We start from the raw sequence: 18,550 nt of genomic DNA, 5'->3' as shown, positions 1-18,550 counted from the left end.
GGTGTGTCTTCAACAGTTGGGGGAAAGGGCGCGCCCCGGCAGCACCGCGGTGCGCGCGAAACGCGAGTGGGGTTTCAGGAACTGGCGGATGCGCTCGTTGACGTGGTGCGCGTGCGTGATCGGGCCCATGTGGCCCAGGCCAGGCATCTCCTCGTGCTCGGCCAGCGGCAGCGTCGCGCGCAGCAGCTGCGCGATGCGCCGCGCGACGTTGGTCGTGCGGCTGCCCGAGAGGAACAGCATCGGCATCGCCATGTGCGCGAGCGCATCACGCGCGAAGGGCTCGCCGAACAGCGCGTCGAAATGGCGCACGACGCTGGGCATGCGCAGCTCGACGACCTGCTGCTGCTTGGCCGGCATCGCGTTCCACGTGCCGGCGCCGGACCAGAAGTCGACGAACAGGCGCGCGGCGTGGCCGGGGTGGCCGGCCTCGACGCGCTCGCGCATGCCGGCGGCGACGCGCTGCACCACGAGCATGTGCTCGGGGTGGGCCGCGTCGTCGGCCAGTATGCGGAACAGCACCGGCTCGTACGCGACGACCCCGTGCACCAGGCGCGGGTGCATGCAAGCGAGCTTGAGCGCCACGGCGCCGCCGTACGAGTGGCCGATCACGTGCGCACCGCCCGTCAGCTCCAGCAGCGGCACGGCCAGCGCGGCGTCGTCCGCCAGCGTCATGCGGCGCTGGTGCGGCCAGTCCGGGCGCAGGCCGTGGCCGTGGAACTCGACCGCCAGCACGCGGAAGTCGCGCCGCAGCATCTCCACGAGGTCCGTCCACTGGCGGGGCGAACTCGCGCTGGAATGCAGCAGCACGACCGTCGGCCGGTCGGCGGCGGGCGGCAGCACGTCGCTCATTGGCCGACGTGTTCCGCGATCGGGCCGAGGGCCTTGAGCACGCGCTGCAGCTGCTCGGGCGTGGTGAGCGCCTGCAGCACCTCGCCGTAGCGCGCATCCTGCGCGCCGCTCAGGATGTACTGCCAGCGGTAGGCCTTGAGCACCGTGTCGCGGATGTCCTTCTCCTGCGCCGCGGTGAACTTGCGTCCGGCGTTGGCGATGAAGTAGTCCGCATCGGCTCCGGCCTGGGCCTGGCAGATGCCGTCGACCGCGCCCACCAGCTCGATCAGCTCGTCGACGCCGCGGTCGCGGCCGGCGGGGCTGGTCATGGCGTGCACGCGGCGCCACTCGAGCTCGTCGAGGATGGCGTGCTGCGACTCTTCCTTCCAGTGGAACAGGAACACGTCCTTCCACAGCGGCGAGAGCTCGGCGTCGGGGTCGATGCTGGAGCGGTAGTGCGACTGCGAGAAGATCTCGATGTCCAGCGTCAGGGCCATGATGGCCCAGTCGCCCTTGCCCAGCACGACCTTCGCGACTTCGTTCGGCTCGGGCAGGAAGGTGTAGCCCGCCGGCATGCCCGCGGTCATCATCGCGTCGAGGCGGCGGAACAGCTCCTGGTGCTTCAGCTCCTCGTCGGTCAGGCGCACCAGCGCCTCGAACGCGACCTGGTCGCCCAGCGAGTGGTCGCGCGACAGCTCCGCGGTCTTGGCGCCGATGAAGCGCTCGACCAGCGCGAACATGTTCGCGTAGGTGCGGCCCTGCACCTGCGACAGCAGGCGCTTCTCGGCGGGCGACAGGAACGTCAGGGCCTGCACCTTCGACAGGCCGTCGGGCAGGAACTTGCGGCCGTAGTCGAATTCGCGGCCGCGGATCACGTCGCGGTCGATGTCCCAGCGCACGCGCTTGGACGCTTCGATGGCCTTGGCATAACGGGACGCCGCGGGGGTCGCGGCGCGATCGGTAACGGTGGCTTCCATGGGGGATGTCCTCGGGTTGGGAAGTGGAAGCCGCACTGTGCGAGGGGGTGCGTTGCACGGGCGTTCCACGCCTTCCGGGTCATCCCGGGCGCAGGCCGGGATCCAGTGGCTTTGGGCCCGGCTTGCGGCGCTAGTGCGCGCGCAGCGAAGCGATCAGCGGCGCGTGCGCGAGCGGCGTTTCGACGCCGATGCGCTGGGCGAGCTCGGTGAAGCTCAGTTTCGGCTTCGGCGGCGCGAAGGGGATGCGCCAGCGGTTCACCATGGTGTCGATGCGCAGGCGGTCGAGCGCGGTCGCCACCTCGTGCGCAGCGGCGTAGCCCAAGGCCGTCACCGCTTCCTGCCCCAGGCCCTGCGCCTGCAGCAGTTCGCTGAAGCACAGGATCGCTTCGAGCTGCACCGAGGGCTGGGCGATGGCGTTGGCGATCTCGCTGCCACGCTGCAGCTCGCTGCGCGCCAGCGCGATCTCGCCGGCGCGGATCGAGATGCGCGCCCGGTGCAGCCAGATGACCGCTTCGATCCAGCGGTAGCCGCCGGCCTGCGCCAGCTCCAGCGCGATCGCCGAATTGGCTTGCGCGGCGGCGAGGTCGCCAGCGATCAGGTCGCACTCCACCAGGTTGGTCAGTGCGTACACGCGCGTGGCCACGAAGCCGTGGCGGTCGCACAGCGCCAGCGCCTCCTTCAGGTGGCCGCGCCCCGCCTGGTGGTTGCCCTGGTCGTTGAGCAGCGAGGCCAGGTTGTTCAGGCACAGCGCCTCTTCGGCGTAGGAGCCGCTGGCGCGGAACTGCTCCAGCGCCCGCAGCGACATCTCGATGGACTTGTCGAAGCGGCCGATGCGCTTTTCGACGAGGGCCAAGTGGTCCAGCATGACGGCCTGCAGGCGCGTTTCCGTCGGTGGCGTCAGGCGCAGCGCTTCGCGGTAGGCGCGGCCCGCCTCCCCGTACTGGCCCTGGCGCAGGTTCAGGCTGCCCGTGAGCTGCATGCACGCCACGCGCAGGATCCAGTCGCGGCGGCCGCGCAGCAGGCCCAGCGCCGCTTCGATCTGTGCGAACGCTTCCGCGTAGCGGTCCATGCGGTATTCGAGCTGGGCCAAGGCGATGCGCAGCGATGCCACGTTCGCGACCGGCGGGCCGGCATCCACGGCTGCGCGCAAGATGGCCGCACCGTCGCGCACCCGCGCCTTGTGTTCGCAGAAACTGCGCAGCGCCGCCACGCTTTCCTCGACGCCCTGTGCGTCGCCATGCGCCACCGACCATTGCCAGGCCACGCGGCAGTTCTCGAACTCGGCGTCGATGCGCAAGAGCGCATCGCGATCGCCCGGCTGCGCGGCGGGCTTGAGCTGGTGCAACAGGTCGTGGAAGTAGCGCGCATGCCGCGCCTCCACCTCGCCGCGCAGGCCTTCGTCCAGGCGCAGCGCCGACAGCTGCTGGATCAGCGGGTGCTGCGCCAGGCGCTGGCCGTCGCGGCGCAGCAGCGACTTGTCCACCAGCGACGCCAGCACGGGCAGCGACGCGTGCGCCACTCGCTGCGCGGCGTCGACGCTGAAACCGCCGCGGAACACCGACAAGCGCGCCAGCGCGCCGCGCTCGGCCTCGCCCAGCAGCGCCCACGAATGCTCGAACACGATCTCCATGCTGCCGTGGCGCTCGGGCCGCGCCGGGTCTTGCGTGCGCAGCAGTTGCGTGCCGTCGCGCAGCTCGCGCGCGATGGCGTCGCACGGCAGCACGCGCGCCCACGTGGCGGCCAGCTCCAGCGCCAGCGGCAGGCCTTGCACCTCCCGGCAGATGGCGATGATGGCGTCGGCGTGCGCGGCGGGCGCGAGCTCGGGGTCCATGCGCTGCGCGCTGCGCACGAACAGGCGCGCGGCGTCGAACGCCTCGAGCCGGTCGCGGTCTTCCGGGTCGGGGCAGGGCAGGCCCTCCAGCGGCAGCGACCATTCGCTCGGCAGCCCGAGCCGCACGCGCGAGGTCACGACGAACTGCACCTGCGGGCATTCGGCGATGAGCTGCTGCAGGCCCGGCGAGGCCAGCGCCACGTGCTCGAAGTTGTCCAGCACCAGCAGCATCTCGCGCCCGCGCAGGTGCTCGATGACGCGCGCCAGCGGCTCGCCGGTGGTCGCGGGCACGCCCAGCACGCGCGCGATCTCGCCCGGCACTTCGCTGGCGAAAGCGACGCGGTCCAGCGCGACGAAGGCGGTGCCGTCGGCGTAGCGCCCGCCGAACTCCTGCTGCACGCGCCGCGCCAGCCGCGTCTTGCCGACGCCGCCGGGCCCGACGATGCACAGCAGGCGGCAGTCGCCCTCGGCCAGCGTGTCGCCGATGCGGCGCAGCTCGGTGGTGCGGCCGATGAAGCTCTCGTCGGCGACAACGCGCGGCGCAGGCGCGGCCGCGCGCGGCTTGCCTTCGGCCAGCGCATCGTTCAGGGCCTGCAGGTCGGCACCGGGCACCAAGCCGTAGCCGTCCGCCAAGCGCTGCGCGAAGTCCGCGAAGGCGCGCTGCGCGGCGGCGACCTGACCCGATTCCGCGAGGCGGCGCATGTGTGCACGCACCGCGTCCTCGTCGATGGGATCGGCCTCGAGCATGCGCGCGGTGATCTCCAGCGCTTCGGCGGCGCCGATGTCCGCAGCCTCCAGGCGTGCGACGGCCGCCGCGCGCCAAGCCGAGCGCAGCCGCTCGCGCTGGAAGCCGAGCCATGCCGACCAGGCCTCGCCCTCGTCGTCGAAGCCGGCGAGGAAATCGGTGGCTCGGAAGGCCAGCGCTTCGGCCGTGCGGCCTTCGCGCAGGGCGGCCTCGAAGCGCGCGACGTCGGTGTCCACCTCCAGGCGCAAGGCGTTGCCTTCGCTTTCGAGCGGCGCGCGCCACGGCAGCGCGTCCATGCGGAACAGCGTCTTGCGCAGGTTGGCCAGCGCGAGTTTCGACGCCACGCCCGGCCAGAACAGCGCGGCCAGTTCGGCGCGGCCGACCCAGGCGCGTTTCATCGCCAGGTACACCAGCAGCTGGTGGCGGCGCTCGAAATCGAGGTCGAACGAGCGCCCCTCCGCCTCCACGCGCGGACGGCCGAACAGGTGCAGTTCGAGGGCCATGTCTGCGGCAAATTATGCGAGGGCGGCGAAAACCCTCGAATCTTTCACGGATCAAGGACCTCCGGTAACCAGCGTGCCTCAGCCTTTCATGCGGTCACGCTTGTAAGCACAGCGGTGCGGCTCAGAATGCGGGCCCTTCGAATCCATGAGGTACGCATTGACGAAGCTGTACGCGTCACTGGCCCTGGGCCTTCTCGCCGCCGCCTGCGGTGGCGGGGGCGGATCGGCCCCCATCGCCACGGAAAACGCGAGCGCGCCGGCGCCCGTCGCCGCCGCGCCCGCCGCCGCACCGCCGGCCGACAGCACGATCGATTGCCCGATGTTCCCGGCCAGCGCGATCTTCAACACGCGCATCGACGACACCGCGCGCTTTCCGGTGCACGCGGACAACGCGGCGTGGCAGGAACTCGTGGGGCGCGCGACGCCGTTCACGGCGAACTGGGGCACCAGCAGCAATCCCTCCGACCTGCAGGACTACTGGGGCATGCCGTTCAACGTCGTCGATGCCGCGGCCACGCAGTGGCCGCTGGTGTCCTTCGACTACGCGGCCTCGGGACTCGTCTTCGAGGCGAGCTATCCCGCGCAAAGCGATTGCGCGTCGTCCGCGGACGGCAGCGGTGTGGTGCGCGGCTGCACGCAGGTGCCGGCGTCGCAGCGGCGCTTTCCGTTCCCCTCGGGCACGACGCTGGCCGAAGGCGGCGACTGCGGCGGCCCCAGCGGCTGCGGCGACCGCCATGTGCTGGTCGTCGACAAGGCCGCATGCCGCCTGTGGGAAGCGTTCTATGCGCACCGCATCGCGGGCCAGTGGTACGCCGTGGCGACGGCGTCGTGGGACCTGCGATCGAACGCGATGCGGCCGGACGGCTGGGGCGCGGCCGATGCCGCCGGCCTGCCGATCACCCCGCTGCTGGCGAAGGCGAATGAAGCGGCGAGCGGCGAGATCCGCCACGCGCTGCGCGTGACCTTCCGCGACGCGGCGCTGTCGCTGCAGCACGTGTGGCCGGCGCGTTTCGCCGCGGGCTCCGACAACCCGGGTGCGATCCCCTTCGGTTCGTTGTTGCGCCTGCGCGCGGATTTCGCGATCCCCGACGCGTGGTCGCCGCAGGCGAAGGCGGTCGCGCGCGCGGCGCAGCGCTACGGCCTGTACGTCGCCGACAACGGCGCCGACCTCCATGTGCAGGGCGCGCCCGACAGCGCCTGGGACCCCGCCGTGTGGCAACAGCTGCGAAGCATCACGATGGCCGACATGGAGTTCGTCGACACGGGCGCGATCACGCGGGATGCGCGCTTCGCCAAGGATTCGCTGCAAGCGGGTTGGTGACACAACTTGCAGATGGTGACGAGCCGCTGCGGCGCGCGCGTGCAGAGAATGCGCCATGGATGAGCTTGCACTGCGACGGATCAGGCTCCTGTGTTCGATCACTGCGCTTCTCGCGCTGAACGGCTGCGGCGGCGGTGGCTCGGGCGCCGCGCCGGTGTCCCAGGCGCCGGGCCCGGCGCCCGCGCCGTCACCATCACCTCCCCCGCCTGCGCCCGCGCCCGCGCCGGCACCCGCACCTGCACCGGCGCCGTCGGCCGGCGTGCCCATGATCGGCGACTGCGCGATGTTCCCGGCGGCGGCCGTGTTCAACACGCGCATCGACGATGCCGTGCGCTTCCCGCCGCACGAGAGCAGCGCGGCGTGGGTCTCCAGCATCGGCGGCGGCACGCGCTTCCACGCCGACTGGGGACGCACCGAAGATCCCGCGCAAGCGGCGACCTACTGGGGCATCCCGTACAACAGCATCCTCGCCACGCAGACCGATTGGCCGGTGGTCGGCTTCGACTTCGCCGCATCGGGCGTGAGCAGCGACAGCGGCTGGCCCGACGAAAGCGATTGCGCGGTGGCGAGCGGCAGCGGCTTCTCGCTCACGCGCGATTGCAGCGCGGTGCCCGCGAACCAGCGGCGCTTTCCTTTCCCTTCCGTCAACGCGAAGACCGAGGGCGGCAGCTGCAACGACCCCAACAGCTGCGGCGACCACCATGTGCTGGTGGTGGAGCAAGGCAGCTGCCGCCTGTGGGAGAGCTATTTCGCCTATCGCCTGTCGGGCAACTGGTATGCGCTGTCCACATCGGCGTGGGACCTGAAGTCGCTGTCCTTGCGGCCGTCGACGTGGACTTCGGGTGACGCGGCGGGCCTGCCGATCACGCCGCTGCTGGCGCGGGCGGCCGAAGCATCGTCGGGCAGCGTGAACCACGCGCTGCGCGTCACGTTCCGCGACGGCGTGCTGGCACGCTCCTTCACCTGGCCCGCGCGCCACTCCGCCGGCGGCGACACGCCGGGCGGCATCCCTTTCGGCTCCCTGCTGCGCCTGAAGGCCGACTTCGTGATCCCGTCCACCTGGACGACGCAGGCCAAGGCCCTGGCCACCGCGATGAAGCAGTACGGCCTGTACGTCTCGGACATCGGCTCGAATTTCTACGTGCAGGGCGACCCCAGCGCGCAATGGGACGACGCCACTATCTCGCAGCTGCAGACGCTCACCATGGGCAACATGGAATTCGTCGACCTGCGCGCGATCACCAGCGACCCGCGCTGGTCGGCCGATTCGATGGCGGCGAGCTGGTGAGCTAGACCGGCTCGATCGGCGCTTCTTCCGAGGCGCGGTCCAGGAGCGCCATCGTTTCCGCATCGAGCTTGAGGTCCGCCGCGCGCGCGATCTCGTGCACCTGCTCCACGGTGCTCGCGCTGGCGATGGGCGCCGTGATGCCCGGCTGCGCCATCACCCACGCGATGGCGATGCGCGCTTGCGGCGCGCCGGTGCGCTGGGCCGCTTCGTCGAGCGCCGCGAGGATCTTCAGGCCGCGCTCGTTCAGGTACTTCTTCGTCGTGCTCGCGCCGCGCGCGCTCTTCGCCGCGTCTTCGGGCGTGCGGTACTTGCCCGAGAGGAAGCCCGCGGCCAGCGCGTAGAAGCTGAACACGCCGATTTCCTCCTTCACGCACAGCGGCTGCAGGTCGCGCTCGAACACCGCGCGGTCGTACAGGTTGTACAGCGGCTGCAGCGATTCGTAGCGCGGCACCTTCAGCTTCCTGCTCACGTCCAGCGCCTGTGCCAGCCGCGCCGCGCTGTAGTTGGACGCGCCGATGGCGCGCACCTTGCCGGCCTCGGCCAGGCGCGCAAAGGCTTCCAGCGTCTCTTCCAGCGGCGTCGCTTCGTCGTCCTTGTGGGCCTGGTACAGGTCGATGCGCTCGACCTGCAGGCGGCGCAGCGAGTCGTCGACGGCTTGCCGGATCCACTTCGCCGACAGGCCGCCCTTGCCTTCGCCCATCTCGAAGCCGACCTTGGTGGCGATGACGACGCGGTCGCGCTTGCGCGACTGCGCCAGCCACTTGCCGATCACCGTTTCCGACTCGCCGCCGCTGTGGCCCTGCGCCCAGCGCGAGTAGACGTCGGCGGTGTCGATGAAGTTGAAGCCCGCGTCGACCCAGGCGTCGAGGATCGAAAACGAGGTGCGTTCGTCGGCGGTCCAGCCGAAGACGTTGCCGCCCAGGCAGATGGGCGAGACCCAGAGGCCGGAGCGGCCGAGCATTCGAGGTGTCATCCGCGCATTCTGGCGCGCAAAAGAAAGGCCCCAGACATCGGGGCCAAACAGCGTCCGCGCGGGGCGCGCGGAGGCTCGGAGGGGGCGCCGGGGCCAGCCCGGCGTGCAGCCAGTATGCGCCAGCTCATCCGTTCGTGTGTAGGACAAAGCCTCGTCTTTCGCCGACGCCGCCTCTGGGCGGGTGCCTACGCCTGCCTCAGCGGCCCCGTGCCCCAATCGCCACATGGACCCGATGACGGCCGGTGCGCCCTGCGCCGGCCCCTGCACCCTCCTGGTCACCTTGGTCGGCTTCGACCCCGCGCCCGCCCGGCGCCTAGCCGCCCTGCTCGATGACTGCTCCGCCCTCGGCGCGCGCTGGCGCGTCGGCGGCCCGGGCACGTCGGACCTGTGGATCGTCGACGGCGAGAAGGCGCGCGGCCTCGGGCACGGCCTGGTCGAAGTCGGCGGGGCGCACCCGGTGCAACTGCGGCCCGCCGACATGCCGCACCCGGTCGCTTTCACCGAGCCGCTGCACGAGAGCATCTCCACCGGGCACCATTTCGACCCGGCGTCGATGAACGGGCTGAACGTGCTGCTCACGCAGCTGGCGCGCTGGCTGTCGCCGCGCCTCGTGCAGCAGGCCCTCGTGGCGCACCTCATCGCCAACGGCGCGAGCTTCACGCGCTCGAACGTCATCGAGGTGCGGCAGGGCCAGCGCCTGCTGGCGCTGGTGGACTTCGCGGGCGACACCGCGGTGGCGGCCGACGCGACACCGGCGGACCTGCGCGGCGCCGACTGGGTGCTGCGCGAGCGCGGCGCCGCGTTCGCCCCGCCGGGCTTCCGTTCCGCCAGCACCGAGCAGGTGCTGTGGCATTTCGCGAACCGCAGCGACGCACCGCCGCCGCTGCCCGGGCGCTACACGCGCCTGCCGATCCACTTGCGCCGCGTGCCCGCGCTGCCCGTGCGCGAGCTGAGCGACCGCCAGCTGCAGCTGGTGCGCGAGCTCGCGTACGGACCGCACACGTTCGTCGAACTCGCGCAGCGCACGGGCGCCGGCCCGAGCGCGCTGCGGCGCGACCTCGCAGCGCTGTACCTGGTCGGCGCAATCACCTGCGACCCGGGGCGCTCGCGCGCGACGCGCGACCGGCGGCGCACGGCGTCGTTCACGCAGGAAGAGCTGTCCTTCATCGGCGCGCGGCCTTCGACGCTGGATGAGCTGACGGCGCCGGGCTTTGCCCGCCCGACCGTCTCGGCGTAGGCGCGCTCCGACAGGCCGGCGAGGCCACCGGCGACACAGGCTCAGCGGTTGCCCGTGTCCCAATGCCCGCATGAGCCTGCTGTGGTCCTCGAAGCGGCTGACCGTCGTTTCGCCTTCCCAACCCGTCCTCCTCGTCGCGCTGCTGGGCTTCGACCCCGGCGAGACGCTGGCGCTGGAATCGCAATTCGCCGAGTGCACGGCGCTGTCGGCGCAGTGGCGCGTGGGCGCGCCCGAGCGCGCGGACCTGTGGATCGTCAACGGGCGCACCGTCGCCGTCGGCGAGGACGAGACGCTCGCGACCGAGGGCTTGCGCTTCCGCCCCGAAGAGGCGCGCCGCCCGGTCGCCTTCGCCGAGCCGGTGCCGGCCATGCTGGATGCGCGCTTCCGCTTCGACTTCCACGCCCCCGAGTCCCTGGCCGCCATGCTGGCTGCCCTGGCGCCGTGGCTGTCGCCGCGCGTGGTGCAGCAGGCGCTCATCGGGCACCTCATCGCGAACGCCGCGCACTTCACGCGGTCGACCGTGATCCATGTCGAGGAGCACGGGCGCCTGCTCGCGGTCGTCAATTTCAGCGGCGATACCGGCGTGGCGACCGATGCGACGCCGGCGGCGATCCGGCGCGCCGACTGGCTGCTCAGGCCGCCCAGTGCGGGCTTCGTGCCGTCGATCTTCCATGCCGCGCCCACGGAGGAGGTGCTGTGGCGCTTCGCCACGCGCGCCGAGGGTGTCGACGTGCTGCCCGCGCGCTACCGGCGGCTGCCGATCTACCTGCGGCGTGCGCCGCGCCTGCCGCCCGAGGAACTCACGCCGGACCAGGCGGCGATCGTCGACGAGATCGCGGACGAATGCCGCACCTGGCGGCAGCTGTCGGCGCGCCTGGGATGCACCGACCGCGAACTCCGACGCGACCTCGGCGCGCTGTACCTCGTCGGCGCGATCACGTGCGATCCCTCGCGGTCGCTCACGACGTCGCCCGGCCTGCTCGCGCCGCGTCACGCGGTGGCGGCCGAGCCTTCGACCAACGGCTCGTCGGCCTTCGCCGGCGCGCCGCTGCTAGCGCCCGCAGCGACCGGCGAAGCCGCGCGCCTTCCCTAGAAGATGCTTTCCTTCACGAACAGGACGTCGCCGGCCATGATCGTGTCGGTGAGCTTGGGCGAGAGCTGCTGCGTCTGCCCCTCGGCGGTTTTGCGCGTGATCTGAAGCCGGCTGTTGCTGCCGCGCGGCGTGATGCCGCCGCCGGCGGCGATGGCCTGCATCACCGTCATGCCGGGCTCGATGCGGTAGTAGCCGGGCTTCTGCGCCTCGCCGTAGATGTAGTACACGGGCGCCTTGGACACGTAGATCGTGTCGCCGGGCTGCACGAGGACGTCCTCGGCGTTCTTGCCCGCGTAGAGCGCGCGCGTGTCCACCGTCTTGCGGAACGGCTTCTTGTTGCGCACGCCGGTGACCACCACGACGTCGTCGCCTTGCGGCGTGATGCCGCCGGCGGCCGCGACCATGTCGCTGACGCGCGCGTTCATCGCCTCCAGCGGGAAACGGCCGGGCTTCTGCACCTGGCCCAGAACGGCCACCTGGCTGCCGCGCACCTGCGTGACGTTGATGTTGACCTGCGGCGCGCGCAGGATCTTGTTGGCCTTCAGCGCCGCGGCGATGCGCGACTCGGCATCGGGCACCGTCAGGCCGCCGATGTTGATGCGCCCGACCAGCGGGTAGTTGATGACGCCGCTTTCGGAGACGCGCGCCTCCAGCGTGAGGTCGGGGCTCTGGTAGACCTGGACCTTGATCGAGTCGCCGGGCCCGAGGCGGTAGTCGGCGAGGCGCTCCTGCGCGTACGAGACGGCGGATGCGGCGGTGAGCGTGGCCAGCGCGGCCAGGCGGACGAGTGTGCTCTTCATGCGTTCACTTCTCCCATGTCGGTTGAGCGTGCACGCATCGTCGCCCCGCCGGCGGGGGCCGCGCCATGGCTCCTTGGCACTACGCCGCGAGGGGCCGTTTTGTCAGCGCATCAGCCGAAATGGGGCGCGTATTTCTGGCGCAGCTCACGCTTGAGCAGCTTGCCGCTCGGGTTCTTGGGCAGCGTCTCGGTGAAGACGACAGCCTTGGGGACCTTGAAGCCCGCCATGTTCTTCGCGCAATGCGCGAGGACCTCCTCTTCCGTGAGCTGCTGCCCCTGCTTGAGCACGACCACCGCCGCGACCGCCTCGACCCACTTCGGGTGCGGCAGGCCCACCACCGCCACTTCGCTCACCGCCGGCAGGCGGTAGATCATCTCTTCCACTTCGCGGCTGGCGACGTTCTCGCCGCCGCTCTTGATCATGTCCTTCTTGCGGTCGACGACCGTGATGTAGCCCTCGTCGTCGACCGTCGCGAGGTCGCCGCTGTGGAACCAGCCGCCGGCGAACGCGGCCCTGGTCTTTTCCTCGTCGTTGTAATAGCCCAGCATGAGGTGCGGGCTGCGGTGCACGATCTCGCCGACCTCGCCGGGCTTCACGTCGTCCATCGCATCGTCGACGACGCGCGTCTGCACGTTGATGCAGGGCCGGCCGCACGAGCCGGGCTTGCGCAGCTGCTCGTGCGGCGGCAGCAGCGTGGCCAGCGGCGCGATCTCCGTCTGGCCGTACAGGTTCCAGAAGCCGACGTCGGGCAGGCGACGCGCCAGCTCCTTGAGCACTTCGACCGGCATGATGGATGCACCGTAATAGCCCTTGCGCAGCGTCGACAGGTCCGTGGTGTCGAACAGCGGCGAGCGCAGCAGCGCGATCCACACCGTCGGCGGCGCGAAGAAGCTCGAGATGCAGTGCTGCGCCATCAGCGGCAGCAGGTTGTCGGGCGTCGGCTTGGCCGTGATGACGCCGGTGGCGCCGACGAAGATCGCGGGCCCGAGGAAGACGTCCAGCTGCGCGCAGTGGTACAGCGGCAGCGCATGCAGCAGCACGTCGTCGGCGTGGATCTGCGCGTCGATGGCGCACGCGGCGTACTGCCAGATCACCGCATCGTGCGTGAGCATCGCGCCCTTCGGCATGGACTCGGTGCCGCTGGTGTAGACGATCTGCGCCAGGTCGGTGCTGGCGAGCTGCGGCGATTCCGGCGCGGGCCCGCTGGTGGCGGCGAGCTCGTCGAAGGAGATCATGCCGGCCACCGGCTGCGACGGGTCCTCCGAGGGCAGCCACACGAAGTCCTTCACCTGCGTGTCGAGCTTCGCGGCCGCGCGCGCGAGTTCGGCCAGGCCTGAATCGGTGGCGAGCATAGTCGCCTTCGCGTGCCGCAGGATGTACGCCACCTCCTCGGCCTTGAGCATGAAGTTGATCGGCACCAGCACGGCGCCCAGGCGCGCAAGCGCGAATCGCAGCGCCGCGAAGGCGTGCGAGTTGCGCGCCAGCACCGCCACCCGGCTGGCGTAGCCCACACCATGCTGCGCCAGGCCGGCGGCGACGCGGTCGACCACGGCGTCGGATTCGGCGAAGGTCCAGTGCGTGCCACCGCACACAAGCCCCGGCTTGGCGGGCAGGCGCTGCGCGGTGCGGCGCAGCAGGTCGGCGATCGTCTGGCGGCGGATGGCGTTGTCCATGGGTTCTCCTCGCGGGCAGGCAGTATCCCCGAGCCGGGCGGCGCCGCGCAATGCCGGCATGCCGCTCACAGGAATGTCCTGCACGTGGCGCAGCGGCCTCCTGCTCATCCCATGACATCCCGGCCATGCGGCCGAGGTTCGGCGGCGCGTTAATGGTCCGGCCGGTGACGCCGGACAGGAGCAACGCACATGACCACCACGATCGCCGGCAGCTCGGGCTCCGACACCCTCACCGCCCTGGCCGAAGGCAGCCGCATCAGCGCGGGCGCCGGCGACGACATCCTCGTGGGCGGCAGCGGCAGCGACACGCTCAATGGCGACGCCGGCGACGACGCCTTCATCTACAACATCAGCCAGAACGCCGGCAGCAGCGACGTGTACACCGGCGGCGCCGGCATCGACTCGCTCCTGATTCAGTTCACGCTGGCGCAGTGGCTGGACATCGTCAACCAGCAGCAGGTGGCCGCCTACCTCGCGCACCTGGCAAAGGTGACGCAAGCGCAGACGGGCCAGGTGTCCAACGGCATCGCGAGCGACTTCACGTTCCGCTTCGGCACGTCGACGCTGAAGGTGCAATCGATGGAGTCGCTGCGCATCACCGTCGACGGCGCCGTGATCGACCCCGCCAACGCGTTCGTCTTCGCAACCGCGGATTCGGCTTCGGCGGTGGAGGACGGAGGCGCAGTCGCCATCAACGTCCTCGCCAACGACTCGGTCGCCGACCTCGTCAAGGACCTCAAGGTGGTGTCGGCGCCCACGCACGGCACGGCCACGCTGGTCAAGCCCGACGCCGCAAACCCGGCCTCGTGGCGCTTCGACTACCAGGCCGACAACGCGCACTACCAGTACCTGGCCGCCGGCGAGACGGCCACGGACACGTTCACGTACCAGGTCACGGACGCCAACGACGATTTCGCCACGGCCACCGTGACCGTCACGATCACGGGGACCAACGACCAGCCGACGATCAGCGCGGCCACGGCCAGCGGCGCCGTCACCGAGGATGCCGCGAACCCGAACCTGGCGGCGAGCGGGACGGTGGCGTTCGACGACAAGGACCTGTCCGATGTGCACACCGTGAAGGTGACCGTGCGCGCCGACAACGCATGGGGCGGCATCGTGACCGCGGGCGTGACCACGGCGGCCACCGGGGCAGCGGGCGGGGTCGTGACGTGGAGCTACAGCGTGCCCAACGCCAACACGCAGGCGCTGGGCGAGGGGCAGAAGGCAACGGAATACTTCGACGTCGTCATTTCCGACGCGCACGGCGGCTCTGTCACGCAGACCCTCAGCGTCGTCGTCACCGGCGTCAACGACCCGGCCGTGCTGTCCGCGGACGTCCGCGACCTCACGGAGGGCGACACCGCGGCCGCCCTGGGGAGCTCGGGCACGCTGACCGTGGCAGACATCGACGGCGACGACACGTTCCAGGCGCAACCCGCGAGCGCGGGCAAGTACGGCACTTTCGCCATCGATGCGGGCGGGGCGTGGACGTACACGGCGAGTTCGGCGCACGACGAATTCGTGGCCGGCGCCACCTACACCGACACGTTTGCCGTGAAGTCCGCGGACGGGACTGCGACGAGCGTGACGGTCAACATGCTCGGGACGAACGACGCAGCCGTGCTGTCTTCCGATACGAAGAACCTCACCGAGGCGGACACGGCGGCGGCGCTCGGCACCAGCGGAACGCTGACAATCACCGACGTCGATAGCGCCGAAACGTTCAAGGCCCAGGCAGGCACCGCTGGTAAGTACGGCACCTTCGCGATCGACGCAGCCGGCGCATGGTCCTTCGCCTCCAGCTCGGCGCACGACGAGTTCGTCGCCGGCACGACGTACACCGACACATTCGCGGTCGAGTCGGCAGATGGGACCGCGACGAGCGTCACGGTCAACATGCTCGGCACGAACGATGCAGCCGTGCTGTCTTCCGATACGAAGAATCTGACGGAGTCCGACACGGCACTGGGCACGGGCGGCGCGTTGACGATCACGGACGTCGACAGCCCGGAGACCTTCAAGGCCCAGGCGGGCACGGCAGGCAAGTACGGAGCGTTCGCGATCGATGCAGCGGGCGCATGGACCTTCACGGCCAGCTCCGCGCATGACGAGTTCGTGGCCGGCACGACCTACACCGATACGTTCGCAGTCGAGTCAGCAGATGGGACGGCCACGAGCGTGACGGTCAACATGCTCGGCACGAACGATGCAGCCGTGCTGTCTTCCGATACGAAGAACCTCACCGAGGCGAACACGGCCGCGGCGCTCGGCGCCAGCGGGACCCTGACCATCACGGACGTCGATAGCGCCGAAACGTTCAAGGCCCAGGCGGGCACGGCAGGCAAGTACGGAGCGTTCGCGATCGATGCAGCGGGCGCATGGACCTACACGGCCAGCTCCGCGCATGACGAGTTCGTGGTCGGCACGACCTACACCGACACGTTCGCAGTCGAATCGGCAGATGGGACTGCGACAAGCATCACGATCAACATCCTGGGTACGAACGACGCCGCCGTCCTTTCGTCGGACACGAAGAACCTGACGGAGGCCGACACGGCGGCAGCCATCGGCACAAGCGGCACGCTCACCGTGACCGACGCCGACAGCGCGGCAACGTTCGCGGCGCAAGCAGGGAGCGCGGGCAAATATGGCACGTTCGCCATCGACGCCGCCGGCGCCTGGACCTACGCCGCCAGCTCGGCGCACGACGAATTCGTCGCCGGCACGACGTACAGCGACGCCTTCGCCGTCTCGTCGGCAGACGGGACCACCAGCACCGTCACCATCAACATCGCCGGCACCAACGACGCGGCGGTGCTGTCCGCCGACGTGCGCAACCTCACCGAGGGCAACACGCCGGCCGCCCTCAGCACGGCGGGCACCTTGACCATCTCGGACGTGGACAGTGCGCAGACCTTCGTGACGCAGGGCGCGAGCGCGGGCACGTACGGCACGTTCGCCGTCGACGCAGCCGGCGCGTGGACGTACACCGCCTCGACGGCCCACGACGAGTTCATCGCGGGGACGACCTACACGGACTCGTTCATCGTGGCCGCCGCAGACGGCATGGCGACGTCGGTGACGATCCACATGCTGGGAACGGCCGAGACCCCGGTCGGCCCGACTGGAGGCGCGGACCGTGTCATCACGAACGTCGGGCTGGGCACCGCCTTCACCGTGCCGGAGTGGGCGCTGCTGGCCAACGACACGCTCACCGCCGGCGGGACGCTGGACGTCGCGGGCGTGAGCGCGGCCACGGGCCTGACTGCCACGCACCTGGCCGGCACCGGCAGCAACGGCACGGTGACGGTGACGGACGCGGCGCCCGCGGGCGGCTCGTTCAGCTACACGCCGACCGACGGCACCGGCAACGGCGCGCCGACGGCGGTCGCCGTGACCCAGGGCACCTTGTCCGGCACGAGCGGCAGCGACATCCTGGTTTCCGGCAGCGGGGGATCGACGCTCAACGGCGGCGCGGGCAACGACATCCTGCTGGGCGGGTCCGGCAACGACACCTACATCTTCGGCCTGGGGGACGGCAACGACAGCATCAGCGATGGCGGCGGCGGCAACGACGCGCTGCAGGTCGCCACGACGGCGCCGACCGACAGCCTTTCTCTCGGCACGCTCGGCTTCGAACAGGTGGGAAACGACCTCGTCGTGAAGGCGGGCGGCACGGAAATCGTCATCAAGGACCACTACTCGACGGGCACCATCGAGAGCGTGACTTTCACCAACGGCGGCACGTACCAGGGTTACGCGATCGGCACCACGGCCTACCGGATCGGCACGACGCTCGGCGGCACCGGGCAGGAGGACGTCATCGCCTCGTCGGTGCTCGGCCAGGCGCTGACCGGCGGGAACGGCAACGACATGCTGTTCGGCAACGGCGGCGCCGACACGATCAACGGCGGCACCGGGGACGACCTGGTCGTGGCCGGCGACGGCGCGGACCGCCTGCTCGGCGCGGCGGGCAACGACTTCCTCGTCGGCGGCACCGGGTCGGACACCTTCGTGTTCAACACGGCGCCCGGCGCCGCGGCCAACGTCGACCGGCTGCGCGACTTCGACGCCAACGGCGCCGATCGCATCGAGCTGTCCGCGGGGACGTACGGCGGCATCGCGCTGGGCGCGGTGCTCGCGGCCGCCGATTTCGCATCGGTGGCCAGCGGCACGGGCGCCGGCGCCGCCGTGGGCGGGGCGGTGAACATCGTGTTCGATGCCAACGGGGACCTCTACTACGACAGCGACGGGGGCAGCGCCGCGAACCGCACGCTCATCGCCAAGGTCACGCTGGTGGGCGGCACTTTCGACAACGCGGACTTCGTGGTCGTGGCCTGACGCCGCCACGACTGCGAATTCGACTAGGCCGCGCGGCCTTCCCGCAAGGTCTCGCCCAGGCTTTCCAGCTGCTCGTCCATGAACTGCTCCTCGCCCTGCAGCGCGCCGCAGGCGTCCAGCGCCGCCTCCAGGCGTTTCATCGCCTCGTCGTGCGCCTCGATCGCCTTCGGGATGCCGGGCAGGCCGGTGTGGCCGGCGCGCACGGCGGCGGCCAGGTCGCCGACCTTCACGCTCCACTGCTTCTCGAAGAATTCCATCTCGGCGCGCACCTGCTCGAGCAGCGCGCTGCGGCGGTCGAGGATGGCCTGGCCGCGCACGCCGATGTCGCGCACCAGCGCGCTGATCGACTGCAGTCGCTTGAAGTCCTGCGTGTAGGCCTGCGCCTGTTCGGCGAGCGTGGCGAGCTGGCGGTCGGCGGCCCCGCCCTTGCGCTGCCCGTTGATGTCCTCGCACATCTGCTGCAGCCACGTCACGCCCTGGTCCAGTTCGGCCGCCAGCTCCTTGCATTCGAGGTCGAGCTCGACGAACACGCGCCGCGCCGCCTGGTTGTGGTCCTTGAAGCTGGCCGCGAGCGCGAGGGCCTGCGCCTTTGCGCCGCCGACGCTGCCGTCCATGCGGTCGACCGCCGCGGCGAAGCGCTGGAACGCCGGCTTGTGCCGCCCCAGCATGCGCTGCAGCCAGCCCGTGCGCAGCTCGGCGAAATGCAGTTCGCGCCCGCCCGAGTACAGCGCCTGCAGCGACCGCGCGAGTTCCGAGTTGTCCCAGGAGAAGATCTGGCCTTCCAGCCGCGCGCGCAGCTGTTCGAGCTTGCGCACCTGCGTGGACTGCACGTCGCCGAGCAGCTCGCGGATCCACGCCGCCAGGACCGGCGCGGGTTGCCGGCCCTCTGGGCCCCCGCCACCTTCGCTGTCAATCCCCTGCATCCTTGCCTTGCTCC

At 70.7% G+C, this 18,550-nt stretch carries 12 protein-coding genes; 5 read left to right on the top strand and 7 right to left on the bottom strand.

Annotated elements, in window-relative coordinates; all coding sequences use genetic code 11:
* Nucleotides 1–9: 9 nt before the first annotated feature.
* From WG903_RS05670 to WG903_RS05660, 3 genes are all read right to left on the bottom strand, one after another.
* Complete coding sequence (locus WG903_RS05670) at nt 10–849, bottom strand: alpha/beta fold hydrolase (protein WP_340073246.1); 840 nt, start codon at nt 847–849, stop codon at nt 10–12.
* On the bottom strand, nt 846–1,805 hold the full coding sequence (locus WG903_RS05665) for a hypothetical protein (protein WP_340073245.1): 960 nt from the start codon (nt 1,803–1,805) through the stop codon (nt 846–848). Before WG903_RS05665 ends, WG903_RS05670 begins: the two co-directional genes overlap by 4 nt.
* A 130-nt stretch (nt 1,806–1,935) precedes the next feature.
* Nucleotides 1,936–4,884: an ATP-binding protein gene (locus WG903_RS05660; protein ID WP_340073244.1), complete on the bottom strand. Its 2,949-nt coding sequence runs from the start codon at nt 4,882–4,884 to the stop codon at nt 1,936–1,938.
* A gap of 157 nt (nt 4,885–5,041) precedes the next feature.
* Here WG903_RS05660 and WG903_RS05655 point away from each other — a divergent pair, with 157 nt between their 5' ends.
* On the top strand, nt 5,042–6,205 hold the full coding sequence (locus tag WG903_RS05655) for a hypothetical protein (RefSeq protein WP_340073243.1): 1,164 nt from the start codon (nt 5,042–5,044) through the stop codon (nt 6,203–6,205).
* A 55-nt stretch (nt 6,206–6,260) separates the two neighbouring features.
* Nucleotides 6,261–7,493, top strand: a complete 1,233-nt coding sequence (locus WG903_RS05650) for a hypothetical protein (protein ID WP_340073242.1) — start codon at nt 6,261–6,263, stop codon at nt 7,491–7,493.
* 1 nt (nt 7,494) lies between these two features.
* On the opposite strand, the gene WG903_RS05645 is transcribed toward WG903_RS05650, so the two are convergent.
* The gene (locus WG903_RS05645) at nt 7,495–8,466 is read right to left on the bottom strand and encodes an aldo/keto reductase (RefSeq protein ID WP_340073241.1); all 972 of its coding nucleotides are present in this window, start codon (nt 8,464–8,466) and stop codon (nt 7,495–7,497) included.
* Between the two features lie 223 nt (nt 8,467–8,689).
* Here WG903_RS05645 and WG903_RS05640 point away from each other — a divergent pair, with 223 nt between their 5' ends.
* The gene (locus tag WG903_RS05640) at nt 8,690–9,703 is read left to right on the top strand and encodes a hypothetical protein (RefSeq protein WP_340073240.1); all 1,014 of its coding nucleotides are present in this window, start codon (nt 8,690–8,692) and stop codon (nt 9,701–9,703) included.
* Nucleotides 9,704–9,773: 70 nt separating this feature from the next.
* Nucleotides 9,774–10,796 carry a hypothetical protein gene (locus tag WG903_RS05635; RefSeq protein WP_340073239.1) on the top strand — a complete coding sequence of 341 codons (1,023 nt, stop codon included), beginning with the start codon at nt 9,774–9,776 and terminating at the stop codon, nt 10,794–10,796.
* On the opposite strand, the gene epsE is transcribed toward WG903_RS05635, so the two are convergent.
* Together epsE and WG903_RS05625 are read right to left on the bottom strand one after the other, a co-directional pair.
* Nucleotides 10,793–11,596 (bottom strand): polysaccharide export protein EpsE, encoded by an 804-nt coding sequence (gene epsE, locus WG903_RS05630; protein WP_340073238.1) that lies wholly within the window; start codon nt 11,594–11,596, stop codon nt 10,793–10,795. The two genes, WG903_RS05635 and epsE, sit on opposite strands and share 4 nt — an antisense overlap.
* 110 nt (nt 11,597–11,706) lie before the next feature.
* A complete protein-coding gene (locus tag WG903_RS05625) occupies nt 11,707–13,269 on the bottom strand; it encodes a fatty acyl-CoA synthetase (protein WP_340073237.1) in 1,563 nt (520 codons plus the stop codon).
* Nucleotides 13,270–13,458: 189 nt separating this feature from the next.
* Between WG903_RS05625 and WG903_RS05620 the strand changes: the two genes are divergently transcribed.
* Nucleotides 13,459–17,613, top strand: coding sequence for a beta strand repeat-containing protein (locus tag WG903_RS05620; RefSeq protein ID WP_340073236.1), 4,155 nt, complete (start codon nt 13,459–13,461; stop codon nt 17,611–17,613).
* Between the two features lie 23 nt (nt 17,614–17,636).
* On the opposite strand, the gene WG903_RS05615 is transcribed toward WG903_RS05620, so the two are convergent.
* Complete coding sequence (locus WG903_RS05615) at nt 17,637–18,536, bottom strand: hypothetical protein (protein WP_340073235.1); 900 nt, start codon at nt 18,534–18,536, stop codon at nt 17,637–17,639.
* Between the last annotated feature and the right edge of the window lie 14 nt (nt 18,537–18,550).

The sequence above is a fragment of the Ramlibacter sp. PS4R-6 genome (assembly GCF_037572775.1).
Lineage (GTDB): Bacteria > Pseudomonadota > Gammaproteobacteria > Burkholderiales > Burkholderiaceae_C > Ramlibacter.
This window is presented reverse-complemented; position numbering and strand designations above follow the sequence as displayed.

What these genes read in the sequence shown, in the direction of transcription:
- WG903_RS05670 (WP_340073246.1), bottom strand. Translation starts at nt 849, where the DNA reads ATGAGCGACGTGCTGCCGCCCGCCGCCGACCGGCCGACGGTCGTGCTG.
- WG903_RS05665 (WP_340073245.1), bottom strand. Translation starts at nt 1,805, where the DNA reads ATGGAAGCCACCGTTACCGATCGCGCCGCGACCCCCGCGGCGTCCCGT.
- WG903_RS05660 (WP_340073244.1), bottom strand. Translation starts at nt 4,884, where the DNA reads ATGGCCCTCGAACTGCACCTGTTCGGCCGTCCGCGCGTGGAGGCGGAG.
- WG903_RS05650 (WP_340073242.1), top strand. Translation starts at nt 6,261, where the DNA reads ATGGATGAGCTTGCACTGCGACGGATCAGGCTCCTGTGTTCGATCACT.
- WG903_RS05645 (WP_340073241.1), bottom strand. Translation starts at nt 8,466, where the DNA reads ATGACACCTCGAATGCTCGGCCGCTCCGGCCTCTGGGTCTCGCCCATC.
- WG903_RS05640 (WP_340073240.1), top strand. Translation starts at nt 8,690, where the DNA reads ATGGACCCGATGACGGCCGGTGCGCCCTGCGCCGGCCCCTGCACCCTC.
- WG903_RS05635 (WP_340073239.1), top strand. Translation starts at nt 9,774, where the DNA reads ATGAGCCTGCTGTGGTCCTCGAAGCGGCTGACCGTCGTTTCGCCTTCC.
- epsE (WP_340073238.1), bottom strand. Translation starts at nt 11,596, where the DNA reads ATGAAGAGCACACTCGTCCGCCTGGCCGCGCTGGCCACGCTCACCGCC.
- WG903_RS05625 (WP_340073237.1), bottom strand. Translation starts at nt 13,269, where the DNA reads ATGGACAACGCCATCCGCCGCCAGACGATCGCCGACCTGCTGCGCCGC.
- WG903_RS05620 (WP_340073236.1), top strand. Translation starts at nt 13,459, where the DNA reads ATGACCACCACGATCGCCGGCAGCTCGGGCTCCGACACCCTCACCGCC.
- WG903_RS05615 (WP_340073235.1), bottom strand. Translation starts at nt 18,536, where the DNA reads ATGCAGGGGATTGACAGCGAAGGTGGCGGGGGCCCAGAGGGCCGGCAA.